Annotated in this window: 28 protein-coding genes and 1 riboswitch; of the genes, 21 read left to right on the top strand and 7 right to left on the bottom strand. The window is 53.9% G+C overall.

Annotation, left to right across the window (positions count from 1 at the left end; genetic code table 11):
* The first annotated feature begins 5 nt into the window (after nucleotides 1-5).
* On the top strand, nucleotides 6-551 hold the full coding sequence (locus tag EV294_RS16645) for a glutathione peroxidase (RefSeq protein ID WP_132308702.1): 546 nt from the start codon (nucleotides 6-8) through the stop codon (nucleotides 549-551).
* 388 nt (nucleotides 552-939) lie between these two features.
* Here the strand turns inward: EV294_RS16645 and EV294_RS16650 are convergent, their stop codons facing one another.
* A complete protein-coding gene (locus EV294_RS16650) occupies nucleotides 940-1,692 on the bottom strand; it encodes a glycosyltransferase (protein WP_132308704.1) in 753 nt (250 codons plus the stop codon).
* A 7-nt stretch (nucleotides 1,693-1,699) separates the two neighbouring features.
* Nucleotides 1,700-1,960, bottom strand: a complete 261-nt coding sequence (locus tag EV294_RS16655; protein ID WP_132308706.1) for a hypothetical protein — start codon at nucleotides 1,958-1,960, stop codon at nucleotides 1,700-1,702.
* Between the two features lie 152 nt (nucleotides 1,961-2,112).
* Here EV294_RS16655 and EV294_RS16660 point away from each other — a divergent pair, with 152 nt between their 5' ends.
* From EV294_RS16660 to EV294_RS16690, 7 genes are all read left to right on the top strand, one after another.
* A complete protein-coding gene (locus EV294_RS16660; protein WP_132308708.1) occupies nucleotides 2,113-3,474 on the top strand; it encodes a sodium-dependent transporter in 1,362 nt (453 codons plus the stop codon).
* Nucleotides 3,475-3,576: 102 nt separating this feature from the next.
* Entirely contained in the window at nucleotides 3,577-5,238 is a 1,662-nt protein-coding gene (locus tag EV294_RS16665) for a glutamine--tRNA ligase/YqeY domain fusion protein (RefSeq protein WP_132308967.1), read from the top strand.
* Nucleotides 5,239-5,467: 229 nt separating this feature from the next.
* Nucleotides 5,468-5,875, top strand: a complete 408-nt coding sequence (locus tag EV294_RS16670) for an RDD family protein (protein ID WP_132308710.1) — start codon at nucleotides 5,468-5,470, stop codon at nucleotides 5,873-5,875.
* Between the two features lie 222 nt (nucleotides 5,876-6,097).
* Nucleotides 6,098-6,598 carry a GNAT family N-acetyltransferase gene (locus EV294_RS16675; protein WP_132308712.1) on the top strand — a complete coding sequence of 167 codons (501 nt, stop codon included), beginning with the start codon at nucleotides 6,098-6,100 and terminating at the stop codon, nucleotides 6,596-6,598.
* Between the two features lie 80 nt (nucleotides 6,599-6,678).
* Nucleotides 6,679-7,743 (top strand): histidinol-phosphate transaminase, encoded by a 1,065-nt coding sequence (gene hisC, locus EV294_RS16680; RefSeq protein WP_132308714.1) that lies wholly within the window; start codon nucleotides 6,679-6,681, stop codon nucleotides 7,741-7,743.
* Nucleotides 7,743-8,174 carry a hypothetical protein gene (locus EV294_RS16685; RefSeq protein WP_132308716.1) on the top strand — a complete coding sequence of 144 codons (432 nt, stop codon included), beginning with the start codon at nucleotides 7,743-7,745 and terminating at the stop codon, nucleotides 8,172-8,174. The genes hisC and EV294_RS16685 overlap by 1 nt, the downstream gene beginning before the upstream one ends.
* 214 nt (nucleotides 8,175-8,388) lie before the next feature.
* Complete coding sequence (locus tag EV294_RS16690) at nucleotides 8,389-10,068, top strand: ribonuclease J (protein WP_132308718.1); 1,680 nt, start codon at nucleotides 8,389-8,391, stop codon at nucleotides 10,066-10,068.
* A gap of 116 nt (nucleotides 10,069-10,184) precedes the next feature.
* On the opposite strand, the gene EV294_RS16695 is transcribed toward EV294_RS16690, so the two are convergent.
* The 3 genes from EV294_RS16695 to EV294_RS16705 all read right to left on the bottom strand — a co-directional run bounded on the left by EV294_RS16695 (nucleotide 10,185) and on the right by EV294_RS16705 (nucleotide 11,406).
* On the bottom strand, nucleotides 10,185-10,499 hold the full coding sequence (locus EV294_RS16695) for a DMT family transporter (protein ID WP_132308720.1): 315 nt from the start codon (nucleotides 10,497-10,499) through the stop codon (nucleotides 10,185-10,187).
* The gene (locus EV294_RS16700; RefSeq protein WP_132308722.1) at nucleotides 10,496-10,852 is read right to left on the bottom strand and encodes a DMT family transporter; all 357 of its coding nucleotides are present in this window, start codon (nucleotides 10,850-10,852) and stop codon (nucleotides 10,496-10,498) included. Before EV294_RS16700 ends, EV294_RS16695 begins: the two co-directional genes overlap by 4 nt.
* A 79-nt stretch (nucleotides 10,853-10,931) precedes the next feature.
* A riboswitch (guanidine-I (ykkC/yxkD leader) is annotated at nucleotides 10,932-11,034 on the bottom strand.
* A gap of 162 nt (nucleotides 11,035-11,196) precedes the next feature.
* The gene (locus tag EV294_RS16705; protein ID WP_132308724.1) at nucleotides 11,197-11,406 is read right to left on the bottom strand and encodes a hypothetical protein; all 210 of its coding nucleotides are present in this window, start codon (nucleotides 11,404-11,406) and stop codon (nucleotides 11,197-11,199) included.
* Nucleotides 11,407-11,652: 246 nt separating this feature from the next.
* On the opposite strand from EV294_RS16705, the gene EV294_RS16710 reads away from it, so the two are divergent.
* The 3 genes from EV294_RS16710 to trxA all read left to right on the top strand — a co-directional run bounded on the left by EV294_RS16710 (nucleotide 11,653) and on the right by trxA (nucleotide 13,367).
* Entirely contained in the window at nucleotides 11,653-12,432 is a 780-nt protein-coding gene (locus tag EV294_RS16710) for an aldo/keto reductase (protein WP_132308969.1), read from the top strand.
* A gap of 133 nt (nucleotides 12,433-12,565) precedes the next feature.
* Nucleotides 12,566-12,991, top strand: a complete 426-nt coding sequence (locus EV294_RS16715; protein ID WP_015847399.1) for an RrF2 family transcriptional regulator — start codon at nucleotides 12,566-12,568, stop codon at nucleotides 12,989-12,991.
* A gap of 64 nt (nucleotides 12,992-13,055) precedes the next feature.
* Complete coding sequence (gene trxA / locus EV294_RS16720) at nucleotides 13,056-13,367, top strand: thioredoxin (RefSeq protein WP_015847398.1); 312 nt, start codon at nucleotides 13,056-13,058, stop codon at nucleotides 13,365-13,367.
* Nucleotides 13,368-13,458: 91 nt separating this feature from the next.
* Here trxA and EV294_RS30315 read toward each other — a convergent pair whose 3' ends face one another.
* On the bottom strand, nucleotides 13,459-13,815 hold the full coding sequence (locus EV294_RS30315) for a hypothetical protein (RefSeq protein ID WP_165930704.1): 357 nt from the start codon (nucleotides 13,813-13,815) through the stop codon (nucleotides 13,459-13,461).
* A gap of 156 nt (nucleotides 13,816-13,971) precedes the next feature.
* On the opposite strand from EV294_RS30315, the gene EV294_RS16730 reads away from it, so the two are divergent.
* Nucleotides 13,972-16,332, top strand: a complete 2,361-nt coding sequence (locus tag EV294_RS16730) for an S-layer homology domain-containing protein (protein ID WP_165930705.1) — start codon at nucleotides 13,972-13,974, stop codon at nucleotides 16,330-16,332.
* Between the two features lie 72 nt (nucleotides 16,333-16,404).
* On the opposite strand, the gene EV294_RS30320 is transcribed toward EV294_RS16730, so the two are convergent.
* Nucleotides 16,405-16,548 (bottom strand): hypothetical protein, encoded by a 144-nt coding sequence (locus tag EV294_RS30320; RefSeq protein WP_015847389.1) that lies wholly within the window; start codon nucleotides 16,546-16,548, stop codon nucleotides 16,405-16,407.
* 92 nt (nucleotides 16,549-16,640) lie between these two features.
* On the opposite strand from EV294_RS30320, the gene EV294_RS16735 reads away from it, so the two are divergent.
* From EV294_RS16735 to EV294_RS16770, 9 genes are all read left to right on the top strand, one after another.
* Complete coding sequence (locus EV294_RS16735) at nucleotides 16,641-17,051, top strand: hypothetical protein (RefSeq protein ID WP_132308728.1); 411 nt, start codon at nucleotides 16,641-16,643, stop codon at nucleotides 17,049-17,051.
* Nucleotides 17,052-17,143: 92 nt separating this feature from the next.
* Complete coding sequence (locus EV294_RS30325; protein ID WP_165930706.1) at nucleotides 17,144-17,302, top strand: hypothetical protein; 159 nt, start codon at nucleotides 17,144-17,146, stop codon at nucleotides 17,300-17,302.
* A gap of 73 nt (nucleotides 17,303-17,375) precedes the next feature.
* On the top strand, nucleotides 17,376-18,476 hold the full coding sequence (gene ychF / locus EV294_RS16740; RefSeq protein WP_132308730.1) for a redox-regulated ATPase YchF: 1,101 nt from the start codon (nucleotides 17,376-17,378) through the stop codon (nucleotides 18,474-18,476).
* Nucleotides 18,477-18,641: 165 nt separating this feature from the next.
* Complete coding sequence (locus tag EV294_RS16745; RefSeq protein ID WP_132308732.1) at nucleotides 18,642-20,258, top strand: copper resistance CopC/CopD family protein; 1,617 nt, start codon at nucleotides 18,642-18,644, stop codon at nucleotides 20,256-20,258.
* Nucleotides 20,259-20,389: 131 nt separating this feature from the next.
* On the top strand, nucleotides 20,390-21,025 hold the full coding sequence (locus EV294_RS16750) for a YcnI family copper-binding membrane protein (RefSeq protein WP_132308734.1): 636 nt from the start codon (nucleotides 20,390-20,392) through the stop codon (nucleotides 21,023-21,025).
* Nucleotides 21,026-21,167: 142 nt separating this feature from the next.
* Complete coding sequence (gene prfA, locus EV294_RS16755; protein ID WP_132308736.1) at nucleotides 21,168-22,238, top strand: peptide chain release factor 1; 1,071 nt, start codon at nucleotides 21,168-21,170, stop codon at nucleotides 22,236-22,238.
* 43 nt (nucleotides 22,239-22,281) lie between these two features.
* The gene (gene prmC, locus EV294_RS16760; RefSeq protein ID WP_132308971.1) at nucleotides 22,282-23,229 is read left to right on the top strand and encodes a peptide chain release factor N(5)-glutamine methyltransferase; all 948 of its coding nucleotides are present in this window, start codon (nucleotides 22,282-22,284) and stop codon (nucleotides 23,227-23,229) included.
* 295 nt (nucleotides 23,230-23,524) lie between these two features.
* Entirely contained in the window at nucleotides 23,525-24,277 is a 753-nt protein-coding gene (gene spoIIR / locus EV294_RS16765; RefSeq protein WP_132308973.1) for a stage II sporulation protein R, read from the top strand.
* A gap of 143 nt (nucleotides 24,278-24,420) precedes the next feature.
* Nucleotides 24,421-25,491, top strand: coding sequence for an L-threonylcarbamoyladenylate synthase (locus EV294_RS16770; protein ID WP_132308738.1), 1,071 nt, complete (start codon nucleotides 24,421-24,423; stop codon nucleotides 25,489-25,491).
* Nucleotides 25,492-25,583 lie beyond the last annotated feature (92 nt).

Consider the following 25,583-nt stretch of genomic DNA (forward strand, 5'->3'; position numbering starts at 1 on the left):
TCATTATGAGCGTTTATTCATTTGAAGCGGATACAATTAGAGGGCAGCACGTCAGCCTGGAGGATTACAAGGGCAAGGTGCTGGTCATCGTAAATACGGCGAGCAAATGCGGCTTTACGCCTCAGTATTCCGATCTGCAGAAGGTATACGAGCAATACAAGGATCAAGGACTCGAAATTCTGGGCTTCCCAAGCAATCAGTTCGGCGAGCAGGAGCCTGGTTCGAACTCGGATGTGCAGGAATTCTGCCAGATCAACTACGGCGTAACCTTCCCGCTGTTTGCGAAGACGGATGTCCGTGAAGAAACGGCTCATCCTTTGTTCAAATATTTGACGGAGCAAGCGCCGTTCCACGGCTTTGATACCTCGGAGCCAAGCGGCAAGATGCTTCATGCTTTCCTGTCGGAGAAGCTGCCTCATTACCTGGAGGGCAATGACGTGAAATGGAACTTCACGAAGTTCCTCATTGACCGCGAGGGCAATGTAATCAAACGGTTCGAATCGACGGACGAGCCGCTGAATATGGTCGAAGATATTCAAAAACTGCTGTAATCCAATACGGCGATAATGAAAAGCTCATGCTGCCCGCATAAGGCCGCAGGGGCTTTTTTGCTGTTGATTTCACGTTATCAGGGAGAAAATCATGAGCAGCTTGTCCGTTTCCGGGAGACGGAGCAGGATACCTTCATGCTGGATGTGGACGGTCCGCTATACAGCTTGTAAGCTCTTTTGCATTCCATTGCAGGTAATTACAGTGTAATTTGTTCTTATAGCCCAGTTACTGCAATTATGATGCATGTTCTGCAGGATATTGCGCTTACACGCATCTTAATAAATCAATCTCAGGATTGTATGCCAGAAGCAGCGGCATAGATAAGCGGGCTTTTCGCGGATTCCGCCATCCGCTCGAAAGCTCACGGGATTCGGTTTTGCCTTGGGCCTATTCATCGCGGCGCTCCCTCTCCTGCCAGCGGACCAGTCTTGGATTCGGATCCAGTATGGAAGCGTAGCGGCCGAGACTGCCCCATTGTCCCTGAGGGTCCAGCTTCATATAACGGTCGTATTTCGCCCGCCGTTCCTCGGCGCTTCCCGCCCAGCCGTAATGCTTGATCCGAAGGCCGGTATCGAGGCCCGGCAAAGCGTTGTAGGTAAAAGGAAGCCGGGTGGCGTGATGCGCCCGCTTCGGATAGGCATAATGATAGCCGGGCAGGTAACGGACAAGCGTCATCATAGGCCGCTTATGGAGATTCCACCAATCGTCCTCGCGGTAGTGGGTGACCGAGTCCCAGAAATCGTACATCCGGAAGGAGACGGTATCGTAATCATCCTGATTAATAAGCTCCCTCATGGCCGCCTTCGCGCTATCCTCGTAAAATTCATCCGCATCCACGGCCAGCAGCCAATCCGGCGAGGTTTCTTCCGCCGTCCGCCACAGCTGCTCGCGCAGCAACCATTCTTTATGAAACAGCGAATCCTTATTCCGTACAAGCTTCACCACCTTCTCGAACGATGCGGCGAGCTCCGGCGTATCGTCCGTGCTCCCGTCGTCCACGATGACAATCTCGTCTACAAAGCCGGACAAATCCGCAAGGGCCGCTTCCAGATAACGTCCGGCTTCGTTGCGGACCTGCATGATGGCGGTCAATTTGTTGCCCGTTTTTTTTCTTCCGTCTTTTCCGAGACCGCTGGCCATTCTTTAGTCAGCCTCCTTTCCTTATATCCGGTGTCAGCTCCCTCGCAACGCCATCCCTCACGGCCAGCTCAATCAAGCCGTTCAGTTCCTCCTGCCTATGCCCGCCGGCCGCCAGAAAGCAGTGGATGGCCTCGATTCCGCTCGGAGCATCGTCCGCTAATGCGAGAAGCTTTCTCTTCGCGGCTAACTCCTCCAGCCAGCCCCGAACGCCGGACGGAATTCCGCGCCTGCCGCCGGGAGGGAAGACGATAATCGGTTGCGCTTCCATGGCGCGATCACTATCCGTTCCGCTCTTTTGGTTCTTGTATGAACGTATGAAAAATAGTACGATAACCATTCCGGTTTTTTTCTAGAACTGGGAGTAAATAATAGGCATTGACTACATCAAGTAAAGACACAAGGAAAGAGGTAGGTTGCAAGATGGTTGGACACAAACAAGGGGAAGGCTCGAAGCCGAACGGGGGAGATCAGTTCTCCAAATCCGGCTTTATATTCGCTGCGATCGGAAGTGCCGTGGGCCTCGGCAACATGTGGAAATTCCCGTACATTACAGGCAAATACGGCGGAGCGGCATTTTTCCTCCTGTTCATTATTTGTCTGCTCGCGGTGGGACTGCCCGTCCTTATGGCCGAGCTTACGATCGGCAAAGGCGGCAGGGGGAGCGTATCGACGTCCTTTAACCGGCTGACCCGCCAAAAAGGCTGGGGAGCCATTGGTTTTCTTATGGTTATCGCCCCGTTTTTAATATTATCCTTCTATTCCGTCGTTGCGGGCTGGACGATGTACTATGCCGTGCAGTCGTTTACCGGGCATTTATTCAACAGCACCGATTACGGCGGGCAATTCGGAGCCTTTATCGGCAGCTGGCAGCCTGTATGGTGGCAGCTTCTCGCGATGGTGCTTACCGCGGCCGTCATTATTAAAGGCGTATCCGGCGGCATTGAAAAATTCAACAAGGTTCTGATTCCGGGCCTCGTTATTTTGCTTCTTGCGCTGGTTGTCCGGGCCTTGACGCTTGGCGGCGCCGGAGAAGGGGTGAAGTTCTTTCTCAATCCGGACTTCAGCAAGCTTTCGGCCGAGTCGGCTCTTGTTGCGCTTGGACATGCGTTCTTCTCGCTGTCGCTTGGCATGGGGACGATGATTACGTACGGCGCTTACGTGGACAGAAGACAATCGCTGGGCGTCGCGACGATTGCGATCGGTCTTGGGGACTTGCTGTATGCTTTCCTGGCGGGACTTATTATTTTCCCCACGTCATTTGCCTACGGAATAGAGCCTTCGCAAGGAGCGGGGCTGGTGTTCGTGGCGCTGCCGGCCGCTTTTGCCGCAATGCCGTTTGGCAGCCTCTTTGGCGGTTTGTTCTTTGTATTGCTTGCTTTCGCGGCTTTAACGTCGACGGTCGGCTTGCTTGAGGTACCGGTAGCTTATGTAAGAGAAAAGTTCGGATGGAGCAGAAGCCTCTCGGTTATTGTCATTACTTTGCTTGTCTTTCTCGTCGGCATCCCTTCCGCGGTATCGGTAGGCGGGGCAGTCGGCGGTCTGCAGTTTGGCGATAAGACGTTTTTTGACTGGATGGACTTCATCTGCTCCAACATTCTGCTGCCGCTTGGCGGTTTGATTGTTACGATCTTTGTCGGCTGGGTATGGAAAAACGCGGCCGAGGACGCCGGCCTTACGGCGGCATGGTTCCGCATATGGCTGTTTATGGTGCGCTTTATTGCGCCGATCCTGGTCGTGCTGGTTCTGCTCTACTCGACCGGAGCCTTGAATTTTTTATTTTAGAGGGTGGTTCGCGGCGGCAGCAGACAGTGTATTTTCTCGTAAATTTGTGTATGATAGGAAGATAATTATTTACGGGAAAGGTTGGTCGCCGTGGAAAACACAGTGGAGAATAAGGTATCATCCTCTAACTTTATCAAGAACATCGTCGTCGAAGATTTGAAAGAAGGCCACGTGCAGGATATCGTGACCCGCTTTCCGCCGGAGCCTAACGGATATTTGCACATCGGACATGCCAAGTCGATCTGCCTGAACTTCGAGCTTGCCGATGAATTCAAAGGACGGACAAATCTGCGCTTCGACGATACGAATCCGGTAAAGGAAGACACGGAATACGTAGAGTCGATTAAGGAAGACGTGCGCTGGCTCGGCTTTGACTGGGATGATCTTCGCTTCGCATCCGACTATTTCGAAGAACTGTACAACCGCGCCGTTCTATTGATCCGCAAAGGGAAAGCTTACGTCTGCGACCTGAATGCCGAGCAAATCCGCGAGACGCGCGGTACACTGACGCAGCCGGGGCAAGACAGCCCTTACCGGGACCGCAGCGTGGAAGAGAATCTCGATCTGTTCGCTCGAATGCGGGCCGGCGAATTCAAGGACGGCGAGAAGGTGCTGCGCGCGAAGATCGATATGGCTTCGCCGAACATCAATTTCCGCGACCCGGTTCTGTACCGGATTGCTCATGCGCATCATCACCGCACGGGAGACGCGTGGTGCATCTACCCGATGTACGACTACGCGCATCCGATCAGCGACGCCATTGAAGGCATCACGCATTCGATCTGCACGCTCGAATTTGCGGACCACCGTCCGCTCTATGACTGGGTAGTTGCGGAATGCGAGATGGTTGACGTTCCGAAGCAATACGAGTTCGCCCGTCTGAACATTACGAACACCGTGATGAGCAAGAGAAAGCTGAAGCTTCTTGTGGACGAAGGCGTCGTAACCGCTTGGGATGACCCTCGCATGCCAACGATCAGCGGTCTGCGCCGCAAGGGCTATACGCCGGAAGCGATCCGCGCGTTCTGCCGTGAGATTGGCGTGGCGAAAGCAAACAGCACCGTGGATGAGCGGATGCTGGAGCATTTTATCCGGGAAGACCTGAAGCTGAAGGCGCTTCGCACGATGGCCGTATTGCAGCCGCTGAAGGTTGTTATTACGAACTATCCGGAAGGTCAGGTCGAGATGCTTGAAGCGGAGAACAATGCCGAGAACGAGGAAATGGGCACGCGCCAAATTCCGTTCTCCCGCGAAATCTATATCGAGCAGGACGATTTCATGGAGAATCCTCCGGCCAAGTACTTCCGCCTGTTCCCCGGCAACGAAGTGCGTCTGAAGCATGCCTACTTCATTACGTGCCAGGAAGTCATCAAGGATGCGGACGGCAATGTGATCGAGCTGCGCTGTACGTATGATCCGGCAACGAAGAGCGGTTCGGGCTTTAACGCCCGCAAAGTAAAAGGCACCATCCACTGGGTGGAAGCCTCGCAAGCCGTGCCTGCCGATTTCCGGCTGTACGAGCCGCTTATTACGAATGAAGCGGAAGAGGAAGGCAAGCCGTTCCTCGAATGCATCAACCCAAACAACGAGCAAGTGCTTCACGGCTTTGTAGAGCCGAACATGAAGGACGCGAAGGGCCATGACAAGTTCCAGTTCTTCCGCCACGGCTATTTCAACGTGGATCCGAAGGATTCGACGGGAGAGAAGCTGGTGTTCAACCGGATCGTTTCCCTGAAGAGCTCGTTTGATCCGTCCAAAGCTTAAATAAACGTATTTCTAGCCGGGTTGTCCGCACAAGACAGCCTGGCTTTTTTGTCGCAATAGAAGAGGAATTCTATTAAAAAATGGAAAAAGAAAAGGGAATTGTAGAATTATGGCGAACTTTCAAGTAAACACCGGGGCTTTAAGCGGGAGTCATAAGCCCAAACAGGCGGTAATAGGCTAAAGAAAGCGCAAAAGCCATTAGAGAAAGAGAAAAATAGGGAGGAACAACATGGATAATTATTACCGGGCAGGATTCTGGAGACGGTTAGGCGCCAATATTTTGGACGGCCTCATTATCGGCATTCCGCTTACCATTCTGGCCTTTATCATTTCGGGCGAGAGGGAGAATTCGTTTACGAACATTATTTCCTTCCTGTACTCCTTGCTTATTCCCGTTATTTGGAACGGCTATACGATCGGGAAAAAGATTTGCGGCATTCAGATCCGCCGCCTGGACGGCCGGCCGCCGGGCATCGGCACGATGCTGCTGCGCAATGTCGTGGGCGGGCTTGTCTATGCCGTTACCATTGGCATTGCCGCGGTTGTCAGCGCGTTTATGGTTGGCATGAGGGAGGACAAACGCGCCATTCACGATTTTATAGCGGGCACCATTGTGGTTCACGACGGGGATGAGTAAACGGTTAAGCAGGCACTTAAGGCCCTCTGGGGACCTTAAGTGCCTTTGTTTTTGCCCTTGAAGCGCCGGATAAGGCTCCTAAGGCGCCTTAACTGCGGGGAGGCAGGGTTTTTGGTGCGTTTTTTAAGGGGAGGAGACGGTTAAATTATTTACACGTGCGCAAAAATCGTACAGGCTGTACAATCAAATAAAGGAAACATGAGGTCAAGGAGAGAACTATTTATGATCAATGATTTTACGATCCGAGATGCAGGGGTAGAGGATCTGCCCCGCATCGTCGATATATACAACTCTACTATCGCATCCCGCCAGGTAACGGCTGATCTGGAGCCCGTATCGGTGGAGAGCAGAATGAGATGGTATGACGAGCATTCACCGGATTTTCGCCCGTTATGGGTGCTGGAGGAAGACGGAAAAATAATCGCATGGCTGAGTTTCCAGTCGTTCTACGGACGCCCGGCTTACAACGCGACGGCCGAGATCAGCATTTATATCGATCAGGATTACCGCGCGCGCGGTATCGGCTCGTTCCTGATTCAGAAGGCGCTTGAAGCCAGCCCGGGACTTGGTCTTCGCACGCTGCTCGGGTTTGTATTTGGCCATAATGAGCCTAGCCTTGCCCTGCTCCGGAAATTCGGCTTCGAAGAGTGGGCGAACCTGCCGAAGGTAGCCGAGCTCGACGGGGTGGAGCGGGACTTGATTATTGTCGGACGCAAGCTTTAATAACGGCTGAATTTGGTTATTCCTGCCAAATGATTTATGCTGGAGCAATAGGATGATAAGACGACAGGGGAGAATGAACATTGAGTAAGTTTTGGAGTCCGCTTACGGCTTCTTTAGTTCCTTACGTTCCTGGGGAGCAGCCGAAGGACAAAAAATACATTAAGCTGAACACCAACGAAAACCCGTACCCGCCTTCGCCTCAAGTGCTGGAGGCCATCCGGTCGGTGACAAACGACGATTTAAGGCTTTATCCCGATCCCACCTGCGATGCGCTTGTCCGGAGAATCGCCGGATATTTCGAGGTTGCCCCGAATCAAGTATTTGTAGGCAACGGTTCCGACGAAGTACTCGCCTTCGCTTTTGCGGCTTTCTTTAATCCGGCCAAACCGGTCGCGTTCGCGGACATTACATACAGCTTCTATAAGGTGTACGCGGAGTTCTTCCAGCTGAAGGCCGACATAATTCCGCTTGGCGAGCAGTTCGAGCTGCCGCTCGACGAATTCGGCCGCCGGGATACCGGAGGCATTGTTATTCCGAACCCGAATGCGCCCACGGCAATGCTGATCTCGCTTGACGATATTCGCGCTTTGCTCGCGAGAAACCCCGATCAGGTTGTCCTGATCGACGAGGCGTATATCGATTTCGGAGGCGAGTCGGCGGCAAAGCTGGTGAACGAATATCCGAATCTGCTTGTCGTACAGACGCTTTCGAAGTCCCGCTCGCTTGCGGGTCTGCGGGTAGGCTGGGCGCTGGGCAGCGAAGAGCTGATCGACGGGCTGAACCGCGTTAAAAATTCGTTCAATTCTTATACGCTGGACCGTCTTGCGCTTGCTGGCGCGGTAGCGGCGTTTGAGGACGAGGCTTATTTCCGGGAGACCACGGCAAAGGTAATCGCGACACGCGAAGCGGTGACGAAGGAATTGAAAGAGCTGGGCTTTATCGTGACCGACTCGGCGGCGAACTTTGTCTTCATCTCCCATCCGGAGCATGCGGCAGAGTTTCTGTTCCAGCAGCTGCGCGAACGAGGCGTGCTTGTCCGGTATTTCAAACAGCCCCGGATTGACCAATATTTGCGCGTTACGGTTGGCACCGACGAAGAGATGGCGGCTTTTGCAGAGGCACTCAGGGAGATCATTAAGGGATAATGAAGCCGCAGGCAAAACCAGGCTATCAGCGGGCTGCATTTTTCGTTGTTCTCTTGAGCGTTATTTATGCGGTAATCGGGAATACTTTTTTTCAACTGGCCTATCGCTATAGTGCCGCTATAGATGAGGCGTATATCGTTTTTGCAATAACCTCGGCAGTATATGCGTTGCCTGTTATAGGACTGTTCCGCCGTAAATATTGGTATTTTGCTTTGTTTATCCCTGTTATTTGGGTGCCGATGCTAATGATTACCGGTTATCTGATGGGTGCGGTTTTTCCGATTCCCGAGGATGATTACGGCGCAGGCATGCTGCTATTGTTCATTCACGGACTGAATTTGGCAGCGGTCGTGCTTGGCGTGGCGCTTGGATTAACCGTGAACGCGGCGATTGCGGCTTGGAGGAAGTTCAGCGGGGACCAGCTAAAATAGCTGCACCTTTCTTGGAAGGGCGGCATACGTTTTGCGGGTGAAATACAAGCATAGTGCAGAGAATACCTGCACTGTCTTCTATTCAGAAAAAGGCTAAATAAGCCTATTTCCATTTTGTTATTTTTTCGTGCTATAATGGTGGCAAGTGACTGGTTCGGATTTTTAAGTTTGATGTATAACAATCGTCGTCAGTCTTATAAATAGGAGGATTATTTTGAATAACCATAAAACAGAAAAGAAACTATCCATTTTTGCCTTGGGCGGCGTAGGCGAAATTGGCAAGAACATGTACGCGGTACAATACGCGAACGACATTATTGTAATTGATTGCGGTTCCAAATTCCCGGATGAGGAGCTTCTCGGCATCGACATCATCGTGCCGGACATTACGTACCTCATCGAGAACAAGGACAAGGTAAGAGCCTTGCTCATCACGCACGGCCATGAGGATCACATCGGCGGCCTGCCGTACATTCTGAAGCAGCTAAGCATGCCCGTCTATGCTAGCCGTCTCACAATGGGATTGATCGAAGGGAAACTGAAGGAAGCCGGACTTCTCGGTTCGACGGAACGGCATCTGATTCATTCCGATTCGGAGATCAAGCTGGGAACGATGAAGGCGTCATTCTTCAAGACGAACCACAGTATTCCGGACTCCCTCGGCATCGTATTGGATACGCCGGAAGGCGTCGTTGTCCATACGGGCGACTTCAAGTTCGATCAAACCCCGGTAGGCGACTATCATGCGGATATTCACCGGATGGCCGAGATTGGGAAGAAAGGCGTCCTCGCTTTGCTATCGGAGAGCACAAATGCCGAACGTCCAGGCTTTACGCCATCGGAACGGATCGTCGGCGCGAACTTCATTGATGCTTTCCGCAAGGCGGAACGCCGCGTGATCGTCTCTACCTTCGCCTCGAACGTGCACCGTCTGCAGCAGGTTGTGGATGCAGCGGCGGCATCGGGACGGAAGCTGGCGATTATCGGACGCAGTATGGTCAACATGATTACCATTGCTTCGGAGCTGGGCTATCTCGATATCCCGGACGGCATGCTGATCGAGACGAACGAAGTGAACCGCTATGCGGATAATCAAGTCGTTATTCTTTGCACAGGCAGCCAAGGCGAGCCCATGTCCGCTCTTACGCGGATGGCCCGTTCGAATCACCGTCAGGTGGAAATTCTGGAAGGCGATACGGTTATTATTTCGGCAACGCCAATTCCGGGTAACGAACGCAGCATCGGACGTACGGTGGACGAGCTGTTCCGCCTCGGCGCGAATGTGATTTACGGCTCCGGCACGCAAACAGGCATGCACGTATCCGGCCACGGCAGCCAGGAAGAGCTGAAGCTGATGCTTCAATTGATGGCTCCCAAGTATTTCATTCCGATTCACGGGGAATACCGGATGCAGCTCCATCACAAGAAGCTGGCTGAAGCCGTTGGCGTCGAGCAAGGCAATACCTTCATCGTGGATAACGGTGAAATCGTAGAAATCGTAAACGGCGATGCACGCAAATCCGGCAAAGTGCCGGCTGGCAATACGTATATCGACGGACTTGGTATCGGAGACGTTGGCAATATCGTACTTCGTGACCGCAAGCACCTGTCCCAGGACGGCATTCTTGTTGTTGTCGTAACTATCAGCAAGCAGGACAAGACGATTAAGTCGGGACCGGATATTATCTCCCGCGGCTTCGTCTATGTACGGGAGTCGGAAGGACTGCTTGAGGAAGCAGGCAGAATTGTGACAAGAACGATTACGAAATCCATCAGCGATAACGTAAACCAATGGACAACACTTAAATCAAACGTAAAAGACGCGCTTGGACGATTCTTATATGAACAAACGAAAAGAAAGCCGATGATCCTTCCTATCATCATGGAAGTGTAATCGGCACCTAACCAGTCCACTTCTTTTTGTTTAGTGAGCCGATATACACACTAAAGGGGCTGTCCCGTTAGCTGATTAAGCTATTGGGACAGCCCCCTGCTGCGTTCTTGCCGCCATTAGGCTGCCAGCTTGAGGCCAACAACGGATCCGATAATGAGGGTGATGAAGAAGATCCGGAGCATGGTTTTCGGCTCGCCGTACAGAACCATGCCTAGAACCGCCCCGCCGGTAGCGCCGATACCCGTCCAAATCGCGTAAGCGATACTCATCTCGAGAGTTTGCATGGCAAAGGACAGGCAGGCAAAGCTCATGCCGAAGCCAATTAGCAGGAGTGCAATGTTTTTTACGCTTTTCTTCGCGTTGACCTTGTTCATCATAACGACGCCCAGCATTTCGAACAGACCCGCGCAGATTAATGCCAACCAGTTCATTTGGTGGATGCTCCTTTCTTCTCGCCCGCATTGGCGTGCTCCGGCGTAATAAGCTTCAGACCGATAATGCCAATTAAAAGAAGGGCGATAAACAACAATTTAGCCGCATGAAGCGGATGCCCAAAAAAGACGGATTCCGAAATAACCGTACCGGTTGTGCCTAATCCTACAAAAACCGCATATACCGTGCCGACAGGAAGCTCGCCGCTTGCTTTGATAAGCAGGGCGAAGCTGAGCGCAATCGCAATAAACGTCCCCGTCCAGCTCCAGACATGGTCCGCATGCTTGAGCCCGGTGACCCACATGACTTCAAATACGGCAGCAACATACACTTGCAACCATTGCTTTTTCATGAAAATCCTTCCCCCTTACACGTGATGTAATATTTAAAAAGACAAAAATAAAACCCGGGAGTACACTGCTGGCGCAGGCGACTCCCAGGTTTTTATCCTTCCGTGATCACAGCTATCGCTGTGCGTTTTCCCTCGGACCAGACCCAAGCAACTCGCTTAGCGGAACCCTAGAAAACCACTAACCCGTATTATACACACTTCCTTCAGAAGATCAAGGTCAGGAAACGGATAAAAAATGGCGGTACCCACGCGGAGGGAGCTTTCAGTCGCGCCAGGACTGAGCTCGCTTCCGGTGCAGGCACCGCCAACATGAAACTGCGGATTACGGCTGAATCAAAAGCTTATCAGGAATGCTCGGCGTCGAATGAAGCCGCAAGCTCCTTGGCGCGTGCTTCATCGTTGCTGCGTACATGAAGCCGTTTCAAGGAGCCATCCAGGGTAACCTTTGATTTTAACCCGTTTGTTTTGAAATACGCATGAAGCCTGTCGATTTCATCAGCCCGGGATCCGGCTTCAGTCCGGAAGGCAGTCCATCGGTTCCACCACAGCACCATCCCTAACACACCTCCTTCGCCTGCTGATTCGCCATTCCGTACATATGTATTCGCCTCTCCCATCATCATGACAGGTTTGTTGGGAACATCCCGCTAATTTATCGTTAGCGCCTTCATTGTTCATGGCGGAAGATCAATGGTAAAATAGGGGAGCTGAGAAGCAGCATTTTAGAATGAGGGAGGAGAAGAGTTGTGAGCAAATTTACATCCATTACGCAAACCACGGAATTGAACAACGGAATTCGGATGCCTTGGCTTGGTTTTGGCGTATTCAAAACAAAGGAAGGCGCAGAGGTTGAGCAAGCGGTTACGGATGCCCTTGAGGCAGGCTACCGCAGCATCGATACGGCGGCGATCTACGGTAATGAAGAGGGCGTAGGCAACGCGATTGCCGCAAGCGGTCTAAAGCGTGAGGAGCTGTTCGTTACGACAAAGGTATGGAACAGCAGCCAAGGCTTCGAGAGCACGCTGAAGGCCTTCGAGGAAAGCCGCCGCAAGCTGAAGCTGGACGTTATCGATTTGTATCTCGTTCACTGGCCGGTGGCCGGTAAATACAAGGATACTTATCGCGCTTTGGAGAAGCTGTACAAGGAAGGGCATGTGCGGGCGATTGGCGTCAGCAACTTCCTGATTCCTCATTTGGACGATCTGCTTGGCAGCTGCGAGGTGGTGCCTGCGGTGAACCAGGTGGAGTTCCAGCCTTATCTGACTCAACCTGAGCTGCAAAGCTATTGCAAGGAGCGGGGCATTCAGCTTGAAGCTTGGAGTCCGCTGCTTCAGGGCAATCTCGATGTCCCTCTTCTGCAGGAGATCGGACAAGCTCACGGCAAATCGGCCGCGCAGGTTATATTGCGCTGGGATTTGCAATGCGGCGTCGTCACCATTCCGAAATCGGTTACGAAGAGCCGAATTATCGAGAACGCGGATATATTCGACTTCGAGCTGACCGCCGAAGAGGTGGAGAAGATCAACGGCCTCAATATCGGCCGCCGCTATGGATCGGACCCCATGAATTTCAATTTCTAACCAACAAGCATTGCGAATAAGGGGGATGCCGCCGTCGCACCCTATGACTGTGTCGGAAATCGGGCGGCCTTGCTATTGACATTGTTAACTGTAATTGATATTATTACAGTACTAAACAGGGAGGCCGTTCACATTGAACAGCGAATTTACGATTGCCGTACACAGTCTCGTTTATTTAGCCTATCTGCCCGAGCGGATGGCAAGCAGTGAGATGATCGCCGACAACGTAGGCACGCACTCCGCGCGCGTCCGCAAAGTCATGAGCGGATTGCGCAAAAGCGGCTTTGTCGATACACGAGAAGGCGCTGGAGGCGGCTACAGGCTTACAATTGATCCAGATGTCGTTACGCTTGGCGATGTATACCGCGTCATGGCGCAGGGCTCGTTTATCCCGAGCTGGTGCTCGGGTGATCCGGGCATGGATTGCGTCGTTGGCTCGAATATGAACCAGGTGATGTTCGGGATCTTCTGTACAGCCGAGAAGCAGCTGGAAGGCTACTTCAGCGGCATCACGATTTCCGATGTACTGAAGCAGATTCATGCTTGTGGTTGCGATTAGGCTACAATAAGACGGTACGTGGCGGAGTTCCCTTATCATATTATTTTGGAGAGGATGATTGACAATGGCAGTAGCATTGACAAAAGATAACTTTGCAACTAGCGTGGAAAACGGCGTTTCTCTGGTAGACTTCTGGGCACCTTGGTGCGGACCTTGCAAAATGCAGCTCCCTATCGTGGAAGAGCTCGCAACTGAACTGGAAGGCCAAGCTACAATCGCGAAAATCAACGTTGACGAAGAGCCGGAATTGGCTTCCCAATTCGGCGTAATGAGCATTCCTACGCTGATCCTGTTCAAAGACGGTCAACCCGTTGACAAAATGGTAGGCGTACAAAGCAAAGACGCTCTGAAAGCAAAAATCTCCGGCCAACTGTAAGAATTGGCTAAATAGCATGAAAAGCCAGGGATCTGCGCATAACGCAGGTTTCTGGCTTTTTTTCGTCTTCTCAATGCGGCAAGGCGCCTCTTCAGGAAGGCGCGCGACCAACTTTTTGTATGCGCGGTAACAAATGGTGCTTGCTGATAAAAAACTTGGCGGACAGCTCGCCCAGCGTAACGTTCTCGGCGATCCGTTCGTTTAAATACGCAAGGATTGGTGCAATCGATTTGGCGGCAGCAAAATCCCGCAAAGCGTCGTGATGCCGCTGAAGTAGCCGGCCATTCTGAAGACGCTTGAGCAGACGAACGCCAAGTACCTGCTTGTGGAGCAGTTCGAATGCCTGCAAACCGGCTATAACAATCTGGCCGCGCTTGGCTGCCGCTAGGAGGCAGGGAGCAGAAGTCTGTCCGGCTGGAGAGTTGAAATAACGGATAGCGGCATTCATGCGCATAGAGTCTACTGGACAAGCGGAGCGATAAGCTCCGCTTGTTTTTTCGTGGAATGGATAACATGAAAATATTGGGTTGGGACGCAACTTCCGGCGAAGCTGCCGCGTCTATTTAGCTGATTAACAAGAATGGAAAAGCATAGGAGGTTCGTTATGGTGATGAATCATCGCAAGAAGCTGGTTGCGCTGGCAACGGCGGTTATGCTGACGAGCAGTCTTCCAGCCGCGGCTTTTGCCGAAAGCGCTGACAAACCGGCAGCTTCGGCCGTATCGGCATCGGGAGATGCTGCCGGATCGGACGGAAGCGCGGTTGCTCCCGTTAATGTGAAGGTAACGAAGGAAAAAGCGGAATCGCTCGCCCGGCAGACGGTAAGCATCCCGAAGGAATACGCGCTGCAGGGGGCTTCGCTTTCGTCCGATACGCTGGCTGGCGGCAAACGCAGCGTATGGAGTCTCGATTTCGTGTACAAGGTCAACGGCAAAAACAAGGGCAGCATCCATGTAAGGCTGAATGCGGATACCGGTCAGCTTCTTGATTACGGCACCTACCTAGACAATCCAAGCGCCAAGCCTACTTACCCGCTCAAGGTCGAACGGGAGGCCGCGCAGAAAATTGCTTATTCCTTCTTGTCGGAGGTAGCGCCAACCTACAAGGATCAAGTGAAATTCAATCCGGAATACGGGGCGCAGCAGCTGCCTCCTCTGACCGGAGAAGTGCGCCATTCGCTGAGATTTGACCGTGTTGTCAATGATATCCCATACGTGGATAACTATATTGAACTGGATGTCGACAGCGATGGGCATGTTTTGCGTTACAATCTGCAATGGGATGATACAATCCAGTTTCCGAAAGTCGATGCCAAGCTTACGGCCGATGAAGCAAAGAAAAAACTCATGGAACAGGCGAAGCCGGAGCTGCGCTACATTATTCCTTATAATCCGCAGGGGTCAAGCAAGCCGATGCTGAGCTACGATATGGGGGCTTTTGCGATTGATGCGGTGACCGGCAAAGAGGTTCAGAGCGGATACATCGGTCCCGGTCAGGTATCGGGAACGCCGGTAGCGGATAAACCGCTGGGCGAGGCTCCCGGAGCGGTGAATCTGACCGAAGAGCAGGCGAAGCAAGCCGTGCTGGCCGCCTTCCCTATTCCTTCAAACGCGGTGTACGGCGGCGCCAGCTATTACGAGAACGCGGATGATGCCACCGGTGCGACGGTTGCAAGCTGGAGACTCGAATGGGAACTGAAGAACGGGAAGGACACCATTGGTTCCGCTTCGGCATTAATAAACAGCCGGACAGGATTTATCAGCAGCTTCTATTCCTATCCGAACAACCAGAATGTCGGCGCGAAGCCTGCCCTGTCCTATGACCAGGCGGAAGCCAAAGCCATTGAAGCGGTGAGAAAACAGCTCCCTTGGGCGGCCGATGAGCTGTATATCGTAAAGCGCGATAAGTCGCAGTACGATCCGGATAAAGTGCCGTATATCGATACGTATTATTTCAGCTTCGTTCACAAGATTAACGGCGCAACGGCCGATTACGATAACGTGAACGTATCCATTGACTCGAATACGGGCGCGGTGCGCAGCTACGATGCGGGCATCAACCCGTATAAATACCCGGAAACGGCGCCTAAAGTCATTACGCCGGCGCAAGCCATCGAGAAGTGGATGACCTACTACCGGACGGAGCTGACTTATTATTTGACGCAAAATTATGTGTATCAGGGCCAGCCGATTCCGGTGGAGAAATATAAATTGATGCTGGCCTCGGGCGAGATCAAGCCAACGGATGTGGAATCCAACACCGATGCCCAGCTGATCTACCGGTTAGTTCCCCGCCAGCTGGATGAATCCATCTTCCTGGATGCAGAATCGGGCAATTGGAAAAACCGCGAGACCGGAGACGTTACCCAGCTGGAGAAGCCGAAGGCTACCGATATTGACGGGCACTGGGCACAGCGCCAGCTGGAGTTGATGGTGGCTTACAAAGCGCTTGACGTGAAGGACGGCAAGGTCCGTCCGAACGAAATCGTGACCCGCGGCGAGCTGATCAAAATGCTTGTACTGGCCATGAACAGCGGTCGCCCGCCGGTATTGTACGAGGGTTCCGCCGATTCTTCGGCGTCCGCATCGTTTGCCGATGTCGGCACGAAAAACCAATATTACGCATACGTCGAAAGCGCGCTGCAGCAAAATCTGATCGACATCGGCGACGGCTCGTTTAATCCGGACGGCAAGGTGGACCGCGAAGAGATGGCGGAGCTGATTGTCCGCGCGCTTGGGTACAACTCCCTCGCCAATTACGATAATCTGTTCAACGTCAGCTTCAAGGATGCGGACAAGACGGAGAAGAAGGGCCAGGCGGCGATTGTTGTCGGTCTCAAAATCATGACGCTGTCGGGCGGCAACTTCCAGCCGGCGAAGCAGGTGTCGAGAGCCGAAGCCTCGGCAGCCTTCTTCCGCTTCCTGCAGACAAGGGCGGAGCTTCAGGAGGCGCCGCTGCGCAATTAAAGCAAGGCCAATAAGAAGCCCCCGTTTGGTTCGCTGCCGCGGCAGCCTCCAAGCGGGGGCTTTATGTTTCGATTAGTCCGTTTTTTTGTTCTTGGAGGAGAAGTTCGTAACGGACTTCGCATCCTCGATCGTATCGTTGACAAATGCCATATCTTGGTTCTTTGCCTTCATGGCCGTTGTGCCTTTATAATTGCCTTTGTGGCTTTGATTTTCCATTGTGTCGTTTTCACCTCCTGGTCCTTTGTTAGTATGGGCGCGGGGAGGGTTTGGCATGCAATCGCGTTAGACAACATAAGGGGTGCAGAAAAATGGTTAAGAAGTCAGCAATATACAAGTATCTGGTGTTCGTTTTGTTTCTCTTGTTCACCATGCTTGTCGTTTACGCAAGCAACGAATTTCTAATCCGCAACGGAGATCCGGATGTAACGGCCAAGTTCCTGTTTGTTTTGTTCGCCATTACCTTTGGCTTTGGAGCAAGTCTACATCTAATCGGCAAAGGCGAGTTCGGGTTTCGCGTGAAGGAAACGCAGTTCACGTTAATGCTGTCGATCGTCATCGTGGTCTTGAACTATGTGGCGGCCGTCAATTACGGCAATCTGTACACCGGGGCGGAAGGCGCGTACGGTACGTTTAGCCGGATTGTGCTGGATGACAAGAACGAAGCGATTTTTAATGTCCTTGCCGGTTATTTATTCGGTTTATCCTTCTATAAAAAATAACGCAGCCATGCATGAGGCGAACAGCCTTTGCAGCCGGCTCCTTCTACATATGCTGATGGCATGAATCTATGTGCCGGACGGTGAAGTGATTCGTGCAGACGAGCATGATCCTGATGACGCTGCCGCTTGCGAGGTTCAAGAGCCGCGATCCGATGTACGTGATTGCGGTGTGCCGGAAGAAGCGGACGCGACCAAAGCGGAATAAAGGCGGCAACGCCCCATTTTTGGAAGAACTGTCTACCTTGTACTAGGGCTTTTATTGTAAGCGGGCATCGGGTATAATGACGTGAGATTGTTACTTCGGAAAATGGGGTGTCTTATTTCATGGCTTTGAAAGCAGGTGTCGTGGGTCTGCCGAACGTCGGCAAGTCCACTTTATTTAATGCAATTACGCAAGCAGGCGCGGAATCCGCGAACTATCCGTTCTGTACGATCGACCCGAACGTTGGCGTGGTAGAGGTGCCGGACTACCGTCTGGACAAACTGACGGAGCTCGTGCAGCCGAACAAGACGGTTCCCACCGCGTTCGAATTCGTTGATATTGCCGGCCTTGTGGCAGGCGCAAGCAAAGGCGAAGGCCTTGGCAACAAGTTCCTTGCCCATATCCGCGAGGTAGACGCGATCGTTCACGTCGTGCGCTGCTTCGAGGACGAGAACATCACGCACGTAAACGGCAAGGTGGATCCGCTTGGCGATATCCAGACCATCAACCTTGAGCTGATTCTGGCGGACATCGAGTCCGTCGAGAAAAAAATCGAGCGTTCCCGCAAAAACCTCAAAGGCGGCGACAAAAAAATCGCCCAGGAGGTTGAAGTGCTGGAACGCGTCAAGGAAGCTCTATACAACGACCAGCCTGCGCGCAGCGTAGAGCTGTCCGACGACGAGAAGCTGATTATCCGCGATCTTCACCTGCTCACGATGAAGCCGGTGCTGTATGCGGCAAACGTAGCCGAGTCGGAAGTTGCGGATACGGATAATAACAAGTTCGTGCAAGCGGTGCGTGAATTCGCAGCTGCCGAGGGAGCGCAAGTGGTGCCAATCAGCGCGAAGGTGGAAGAAGAGATCGCTGAGCTGGAAGGCGAGGACAAAGCGATGTTCCTCGAAGAGCTGGGCCTGCAGGAATCCGGTCTTAACCGTCTGATCAACGCGGCGTACAAGCTGCTTGGCCTGTATACGTACTTTACGGCCGGCGTGCAGGAGGTTCGTGCCTGGACAATCCGCAAAGGCATGAAGGCCCCGCAAGCGGCCGGCGTTATCCATACCGACTTCGAGCGCGGCTTCATTCGCGCCGAGGTGGTGTCGTTCGAGGACCTGGCTGCCGCCGGTACGATGAACGCGGCGAAAGAAAGAGGCCAGCTGCGCCTTGAAGGCAAAGAATACGTGGTACAGGACGGCGACGTGATGCACTTCCGTTTCAACGTTTAATAGCAGCGGGAAAAAGCGGTATTGTTCTCATTGGGAGGGCAATACCGTTTTGTTCTGTTTCTGCGGGGAATGCCTTTTGCCCATGCCGTAGCTCTATCGAGTCATGCGGAAAGGGACTTGCGGTCGTACAATGGGAAGGAAGCTAAAGAATAGGAGTATGGTGTGATGACAGCAAATCTACATACGTTACCGAAACGAATTCTGGCAGCCCTCATGCTGCTTGTTGTATTGGCATTGACGCTTGCGCCGCAGGCTTTCGCGCATGCGACGCTGGAGAAGACGGTTCCTGCCGCGAACGTGAAGCTTGCCGAGTCGCCGCCTTTTGTAGAGCTATCGTTTAACGAGGCGGTCGAGCCAGGGGCGGGTTCCCTGGAAGTCGTCGATTCGAAGTCCAGCCCGATAAAGACCGGGGACCTTGTTCTGGAGAACGGCGGAACAACCCTGAAGGCCGCTCTTCCCAAGCTTGGAGACGGCGTTTATTCGGTCTCTTACCATATCATTTCCGAGGATGGCCATCCGGTCAGCGGCACTTACGCGTTTGTTGTTGGCAATCCGCCCGACTGGAAGGACGGAGAGACGTTTGCGGTTCAGGCAAACAGCTCGAAAGGGATGCAGCAAAACGTGCTGTACGCCGTGCGGGTGCTATATTATGCCGCGCTCTTGCTGGCGACGGGCATCGCTTTATGGTCGGTCTTTATCCGTAAGCCAAGCGATTCGCTGCAGTCGGCCTTCAAGCGATTGTCCGTGATCGGGATGCGGGCGCTTTTGCTTACGGTACTGGTTCATATTTTCCTGCAGGTCAACGATTTGATGAAAGGCCAGCCGATCTCCTCCTGGGGCTCGCTGTTTACGAATACGACTACCGGACGGGCATGGCTCGAGCTGATTGCGCTGGTTCTGCTTGGTTTCGTAGCCCAGCGGTTCAAAGAGAAGTTCGTCAGTCTGTTGTGGGTCGTTCTGCTGCTTGGCGTGGAAAGCTTGATTGGCCATGCGGCGGCCAACGACCAGAAGGTGCTGACGATTGCCTTTGATTTTATCCACTTGATTGCCTCCGCGGTCTGGGCTGGCGGTCTGGCCGTGCTTTTGTACGTCTGGTATGCGGACCGGAAGGAAGCAGGACGCTTTGGCGCAAGCTTCTCGCGAGGCGCTCTGATTGCCCTTGTCGTGCTCGTCATCAGCGGGGTTACGATGACGCTGCTGTTCTTGCCGAAGCTGTCGTATTTGTGGCTGACTACATGGGGCGGACTGCTCACGGTAAAAGTCGTTCTTGTGGCCGCGGTGCTTGTGACGGGTACTTTGCTGCGTCTGCGGATGAAAAAAAGCGGCTTCCCGGCCGGAAGCCTGCTGAAGGCGGATGCCGTTATGATGGCTTGCATCGTGGCGATTGCAGCCGTGTTTACTTATATGAGCCCGCTGCCGCCAAACGAGCCGTATAACTTCCACCAGATGGGCGAGGACATGCACGTTACGTTTAACGTATCGCCTAACGTACCCGGCGGCGACAATACGATTTCCCTTCACGTCTGGCTGCCGGAGGCTTCGGGGGCGCCTAAATCCGTTATTCTGCGCCTGCATTCGGACAGCAAGAAAGACGCCCCTATCGACATTCCGCTGGTCAAGGACGACAGCCAGCCTAACGATGCTTTCCCGGGCTATCTCAGCGCGTCCTATGAAGCAACCGGTCCGTTCTTGCCTTACGCCTCCAAATGGACCGCCGAGATCCGCGTGATGGATCAAGACGATAATGAGCTCGTGCGGGAAACAAAGTTCCGGAATTATTAGTACGGACCGACACATAATAGTCATATCCGGGTAGCCCTTTCGAGTCATGTCAAGCATCACGCGCGGGTTATATACTCATGTCAGAGAAGCGCGCGACAGGCTTATGATGATCCGAAAGGGAGATGTGTGAGATGAAGAAGCAGATCAAAAAATGGGCAATAGCGGGCACGATGGCCGTATGCCTTATGATGTTCGCGGGCGTGGCAAGCGCCCACGTGACGGTTCAGCCGCCATCCGTGCCGGCTAATTCGTATCAGGTATTCGCGGTACGCGTGCCTAGCGAAGAGAAAGGCTTCAACACCGTTAAGGTTCAGGTTAAAGTGGCTGACGGCGCGGTGATTTCCCGCGTAGAGCCCAAGCCGGGCTGGACCAGCGAGCTTGAAAAGGATGCCAACGGCGTTGTAACGGGCATTACCTGGACGGCTGCGGAAGGCGGCGGCCTGAGCGAAACGGAATTTACGGAATTCCGCATGAGCGGCAAAGTAAACGAGGACGCAACCCGGCTTGTGTGGAAGGCATACCAGACCTACAGCGACAACAAGGTTGTCGAGTGGGTAGGGGCGGACGGCTCGGATAAACCGGCTTCCGTAACAACGGTAACGGCGGCTGTCGCGGAAGGCGACGGACACGGCCATGATGCCGGCGCCGCGGCAGACGCCAGCGATTCGAAGGACTCGGATTCCGCGCTTCCGCTCACGCTGTCGATTATAGCGGTTGTGCTTGGTTTGGCTGCCGTTGTGCTGGCGGCTAGAAAAAACAAGAAATAAGCATAGTGAAGGGGCTCCGTTTTCCTTAGGGAAGACGCGGAGCCCCTTTCGGGCGAGTTAGGCAAATACACCAGTCGAAAACGCGGGCCCGTTGTGCTATAATGGGTGATACAATAAAGGGAAATCATAGAGGTGAATCATTGTGTTGGACCGTTTACAAGCGCTCGCAGACCGTTACGAGAAGTTAAGTGAACTGTTGTGCGATCCGGATGTAGCCAGTGATCCGAAGCGCCTGCGGGAATATTCCAAGGAGCAATCGGATTTACAAGAGGCTTATGAAGCCTTCACAGAATATAAGCAAGTGTCGGAGCAGCTGAATGACGCCAAGATTATGCAAGGCGAGAAGCTCGATGACGAAATGCGCGAGATGGTTAAGATGGAGATCGAAGAGCTGTCCGAGCGCAAGGCGGCTTTGGACGAGAAGATCCGTATCGTTCTTCTGCCGAAGGACCCTAACGACGACAAGAACGTTATCGTCGAGATCCGCGGCGCGGCAGGCGGGGACGAAGCGGCATTGTTCGCTTCCGATCTGTACCGCATGTACACGAAATACGCGGATGCTCAGGGCTGGCGCGTAGAGCTCATGGACCTCTCCGAGAACGATCTCGGCGGCTTTAAAGAGGTTATCTTCATGATCAACGGTAAGGGTGCCTACAGCAAAATGAAATACGAAAGCGGCGCTCACCGCGTTCAGCGTATTCCGGTAACGGAATCGGGCGGCCGTATTCATACGTCGACTTCGACGGTATCGGTTATGCCGGAGGTCGAAGAGGTCGAGGTGGAAATTCTCGATAAGGATATCCGGATCGATACGTTCTGCTCCAGCGGCGCAGGCGGTCAGTCCGTTAATACGACGAAGTCGGCGGTTCGCGTGCTTCACGTGCCGACCGGCATTATGGCGACCTGCCAAGACGGCAAATCGCAGAACGAGAACAAAGCGAAGGCGCTGCAAGTATTGCGTGCCCGCATCTACGATATCCGCCGCCAGGAGGAAGAAGCGAAGTACGCTGGCGAGCGCAAGCTGAAGGTTGGCACGGGCGACCGAAGCGAGCGTATCCGCACGTATAACTTCCCGCAAAGCCGCGTTACGGACCATCGTATCGGCCTGACGCTGCACAAGCTGGATTCGGTTATGAACGGCGACATGGAAGAGATCGTATCGTCGCTGACGATTGCCGAGCAGGCGGAATTGCTGGAGAGAGAGCTTAACTAAGACCTTCGAGTCCAAAGACTCCCAAGGAAGGGAAGCTAGAGAGATGAACGTTCATAAAGACGAAGAGGTGTTTTTTGCACCGTCGTTTACCATTAGGGAAGCCTGCATGCAGGCTTCTTCGTTTTTGGCGGGGCTTGGCGTTATGGAGCCGCGCTCCAACGTAGAGCGGCTGCTGATGCATGTGCTTGGCATCGAGCGGTCAGCGATGCTGCGCGACCTCGGCGAGCCCTTTCCGGCGGAACACGCCGCGGAATGGGTCGAGCTGATCCGCCGCAAGGCGGCGGGCGAGCCGGTGCAGTATATCATCGGCGAGGAATGGTTCTACGGCCGGCCGTTTACGGTTACGCCGGCCACGCTTATTCCGCGGCCGGAGACGGAGCTGCTCGTCGAGGCCGTGCTTGAGGCGGCCGATAGGCTGTGGCCGCCGGACGGGGCTGAGGCGCCGACGGTGGTTGACGTCGGCACCGGCACCGGCGCCATCGGCGTGACGCTTGCTTCGCAGCGTCCCGGATGGCGCGTAAGCGCGTCCGATCTGTCGCCGGACGCGCTTGAGGTCGCCCGCGCGAACGCGGTCCGCCATGAGGCGGCGGGCCGCATGGCGTTCGTGCAGGGCGACCTGCTGGCACCGTTTGCGAAGCGCGGCGCCGCAGGGGCACCCGATGCGGAGGACATCCGCATCGATGTGCTTGTGTCCAATCCGCCGTATATTCCGGCGGATGATCTGGCGGGCCTCCAGCCCGAGGTGCGCGATTACGAGCCGCGCCTCGCGCTGGACGGCGGGGCGGACGGGCTGGATCCGTACCGCCGCATGGTGGAGCAGCTGCCGTCGCTTGCGCAGCTGCCGCGTATTGTCGCCTTTGAGCTTGGCATGGGTCAAGCCCATGACGTTGCCGCGCTGCTGCGGGATGTCGGCGAGTGGGACGACATCCGGATCATTACCGACTACGGCGGCATCGAGCGCCATGTCATCGCCGTCCGCACAGCAAAGTAATTCTTCAAACACGCTGCAGGTGCATCATCCGATGCCGGCGGCGTGTTTTTATTTACCCGGATATCCCTCGCTGCGACACGGAAAAACCGTGTTACAGCTACCCCTTACCTTTGCTCCTCCACGTTACATTTCCCTCCTCATGCACAGGCCACTGTGTTTATGAAAACAACTCTATCATTTTCATTTCTTCTGCTAGGTTTATAGAGCCGGGAACGCGGACATAATGACGGATAGATACGTTCCGGAACGCAAGCTGACGCACCGACGGGTGCGATCGAGAGGAGCTTGTGTTATGATGAACCGCACTAATTCCCTTTTTTATTTCCGTAAATCTTATGCTTTGTTGATTATCGTTTTGTTTGTTCTTGTGATGAGCTGGGAGCAGCAGCGTACGGATGCGGCTGTGGTCGATACGATTATTCCGCAGGATTCCATTCGTCTGCGCATCCTGGCCAATTCGGACTCCCCTGCCGACCAGGCCGTAAAGCGCGTTGTCCGCGATGCCGTGGTGAAAGCGATGGACAATTGGGTGGCGGGTCCGCAAACCATTGAAGAAGCGCGCCAAATGGTGCTTGATCATATGGACGAAATCGAAGGTATCGTCGCCGACGTGCTGGCAAGCCGCGGGTTCGATTATAATTACCATGCAGAGCTTGGACAGGTGCCGTTCCCGACCAAAATGTACAGCAACGAAGTGTATCCTGCAGGCAACTATGAAGCTCTCCTGATTACGCTTGGCGAAGGCAAAGGCCAAAACTGGTGGTGCGTGCTTTTTCCGCCGCTGTGCTTCATTGACGCCGCAACAGGCGAAGCCGTTGCAGCCGATCCGGACGCCGACGCTGCAAAGGCGGAGACGGTAAAAGCCGCTTCCGCTGATCATAAAGAAAACGAAAAGGTTGAAAAAGCCTCTGACGGCAAGGAAGGCAAATCCGAAGCCTCCGTTCAAAAGCCGCAAGACGAGAACAAGCAAGGCGAAGCGCCGCAAGCAAAGTTTTTCCTGCTGGAAATCATTGAGCAATTCATCAATTGGCTGAAAAGCCTGTTCTAATGCAAGTTCCGCGCGGCGGTTCTTCAAAGGCGCATAGTCGCCCGGTGAAGGGCCGCCGCTCTGCAATTCGGAAGGTATATGCTATAATGGGGGCAGTTAGATGATGAATGATTACTTTGTATAGCAGGGATTGAAGGATAGAGATGATAACAACGAAGGTTTGGCGAGTTGCGGAGGCGGCTTCCGCCGATGCGCTGGCCGGCCAACTGGAGGAAGCGGCTGCGCTGCTGCGGGACGGAGAGCTGGTTGCTTTTCCGACCGAAACGGTATACGGACTAGGCGCCGATGCCCGCAACACAAAGGCGGTCGAAGGCATATTCAAGGCAAAAGGCAGGCCGTCGGATAATCCTCTTATCGTGCATATCGCGGATGAGAATCAGCTGGAGGAGCTTGTGCTGCCTTATCCGGAGCTTGCCCGCCGTCTGATGAGCGAGCTGTGGCCGGGTCCGCTAACGATTGTGCTCCCGGTACGCCCCGAGGCTGTTTCTCCGCTTGTTACGGCGGGGCTGGCCACCGTCGGCATCCGGATGCCGGATCATCCGGCCGCGCTTGCCCTCATTCGGCAATCCGGCTGTCCGGTGGCAGCTCCCAGCGCGAACCGCTCCGGCCGGCCCAGCCCCACGCTTGCAGCGCATGTGCTGGAGGATCTGGACGGGAAAATCAGCGGAATCGTAGACGGGGGCGCAACGGGCGTCGGACTGGAATCAACCGTTGTGGAGCTGCCCGATTCGAATACAATCCGTATTCTCCGTCCCGGGGGGATTACGGCCGAGCGGCTGCGGGCCGCAGCGCCGGAAGCGGTAATCGATGCGCCGTCGGCGGACAAAGCGGATGTATCCGAAGCCCCGCGCTCGCCTGGCATGAAATACACGCATTACGCGCCTGCGGGCGATCTTCGGATCGTACTGGGCGAGCCTTCGAATGCGGTAAGATATATTCAGGAACAGCTAGGCCGTTCAAAAACAATGTCTCAAAAGACAGGTGTTCTGACTTTCGACGAAAGAGCAAACGCTTATGATGCCGACCTGATTCTCAGTTACGGCAGCGAGCTGCATCCGGAGCAGGCGGCGCATAATCTGTATGCCGCGCTTCGCCAGTTTGACTCGGAAGGCGTGCAGCGCATATGGGCGGAAGGCTGCTCGGAAGAAGGAATCGGTCTTGCTCTTATGAACCGTCTGGCGAAGGCGGCCGGACATCAAATCGTCCGCGTATAGAATAGTATGTTTGTCCCCTTGTCCGCATATCTTGGTTAGGAATGGATGTGGACATGGGGGCGATAGCGTGACTGATGCAACTTTGCATGCCG

The sequence above is a fragment of the Paenibacillus sp. BK033 genome, assembly GCF_004345425.1.
In the GTDB taxonomy this organism is placed as follows: Bacteria; Bacillota; Bacilli; order Paenibacillales; family Paenibacillaceae; genus Pristimantibacillus.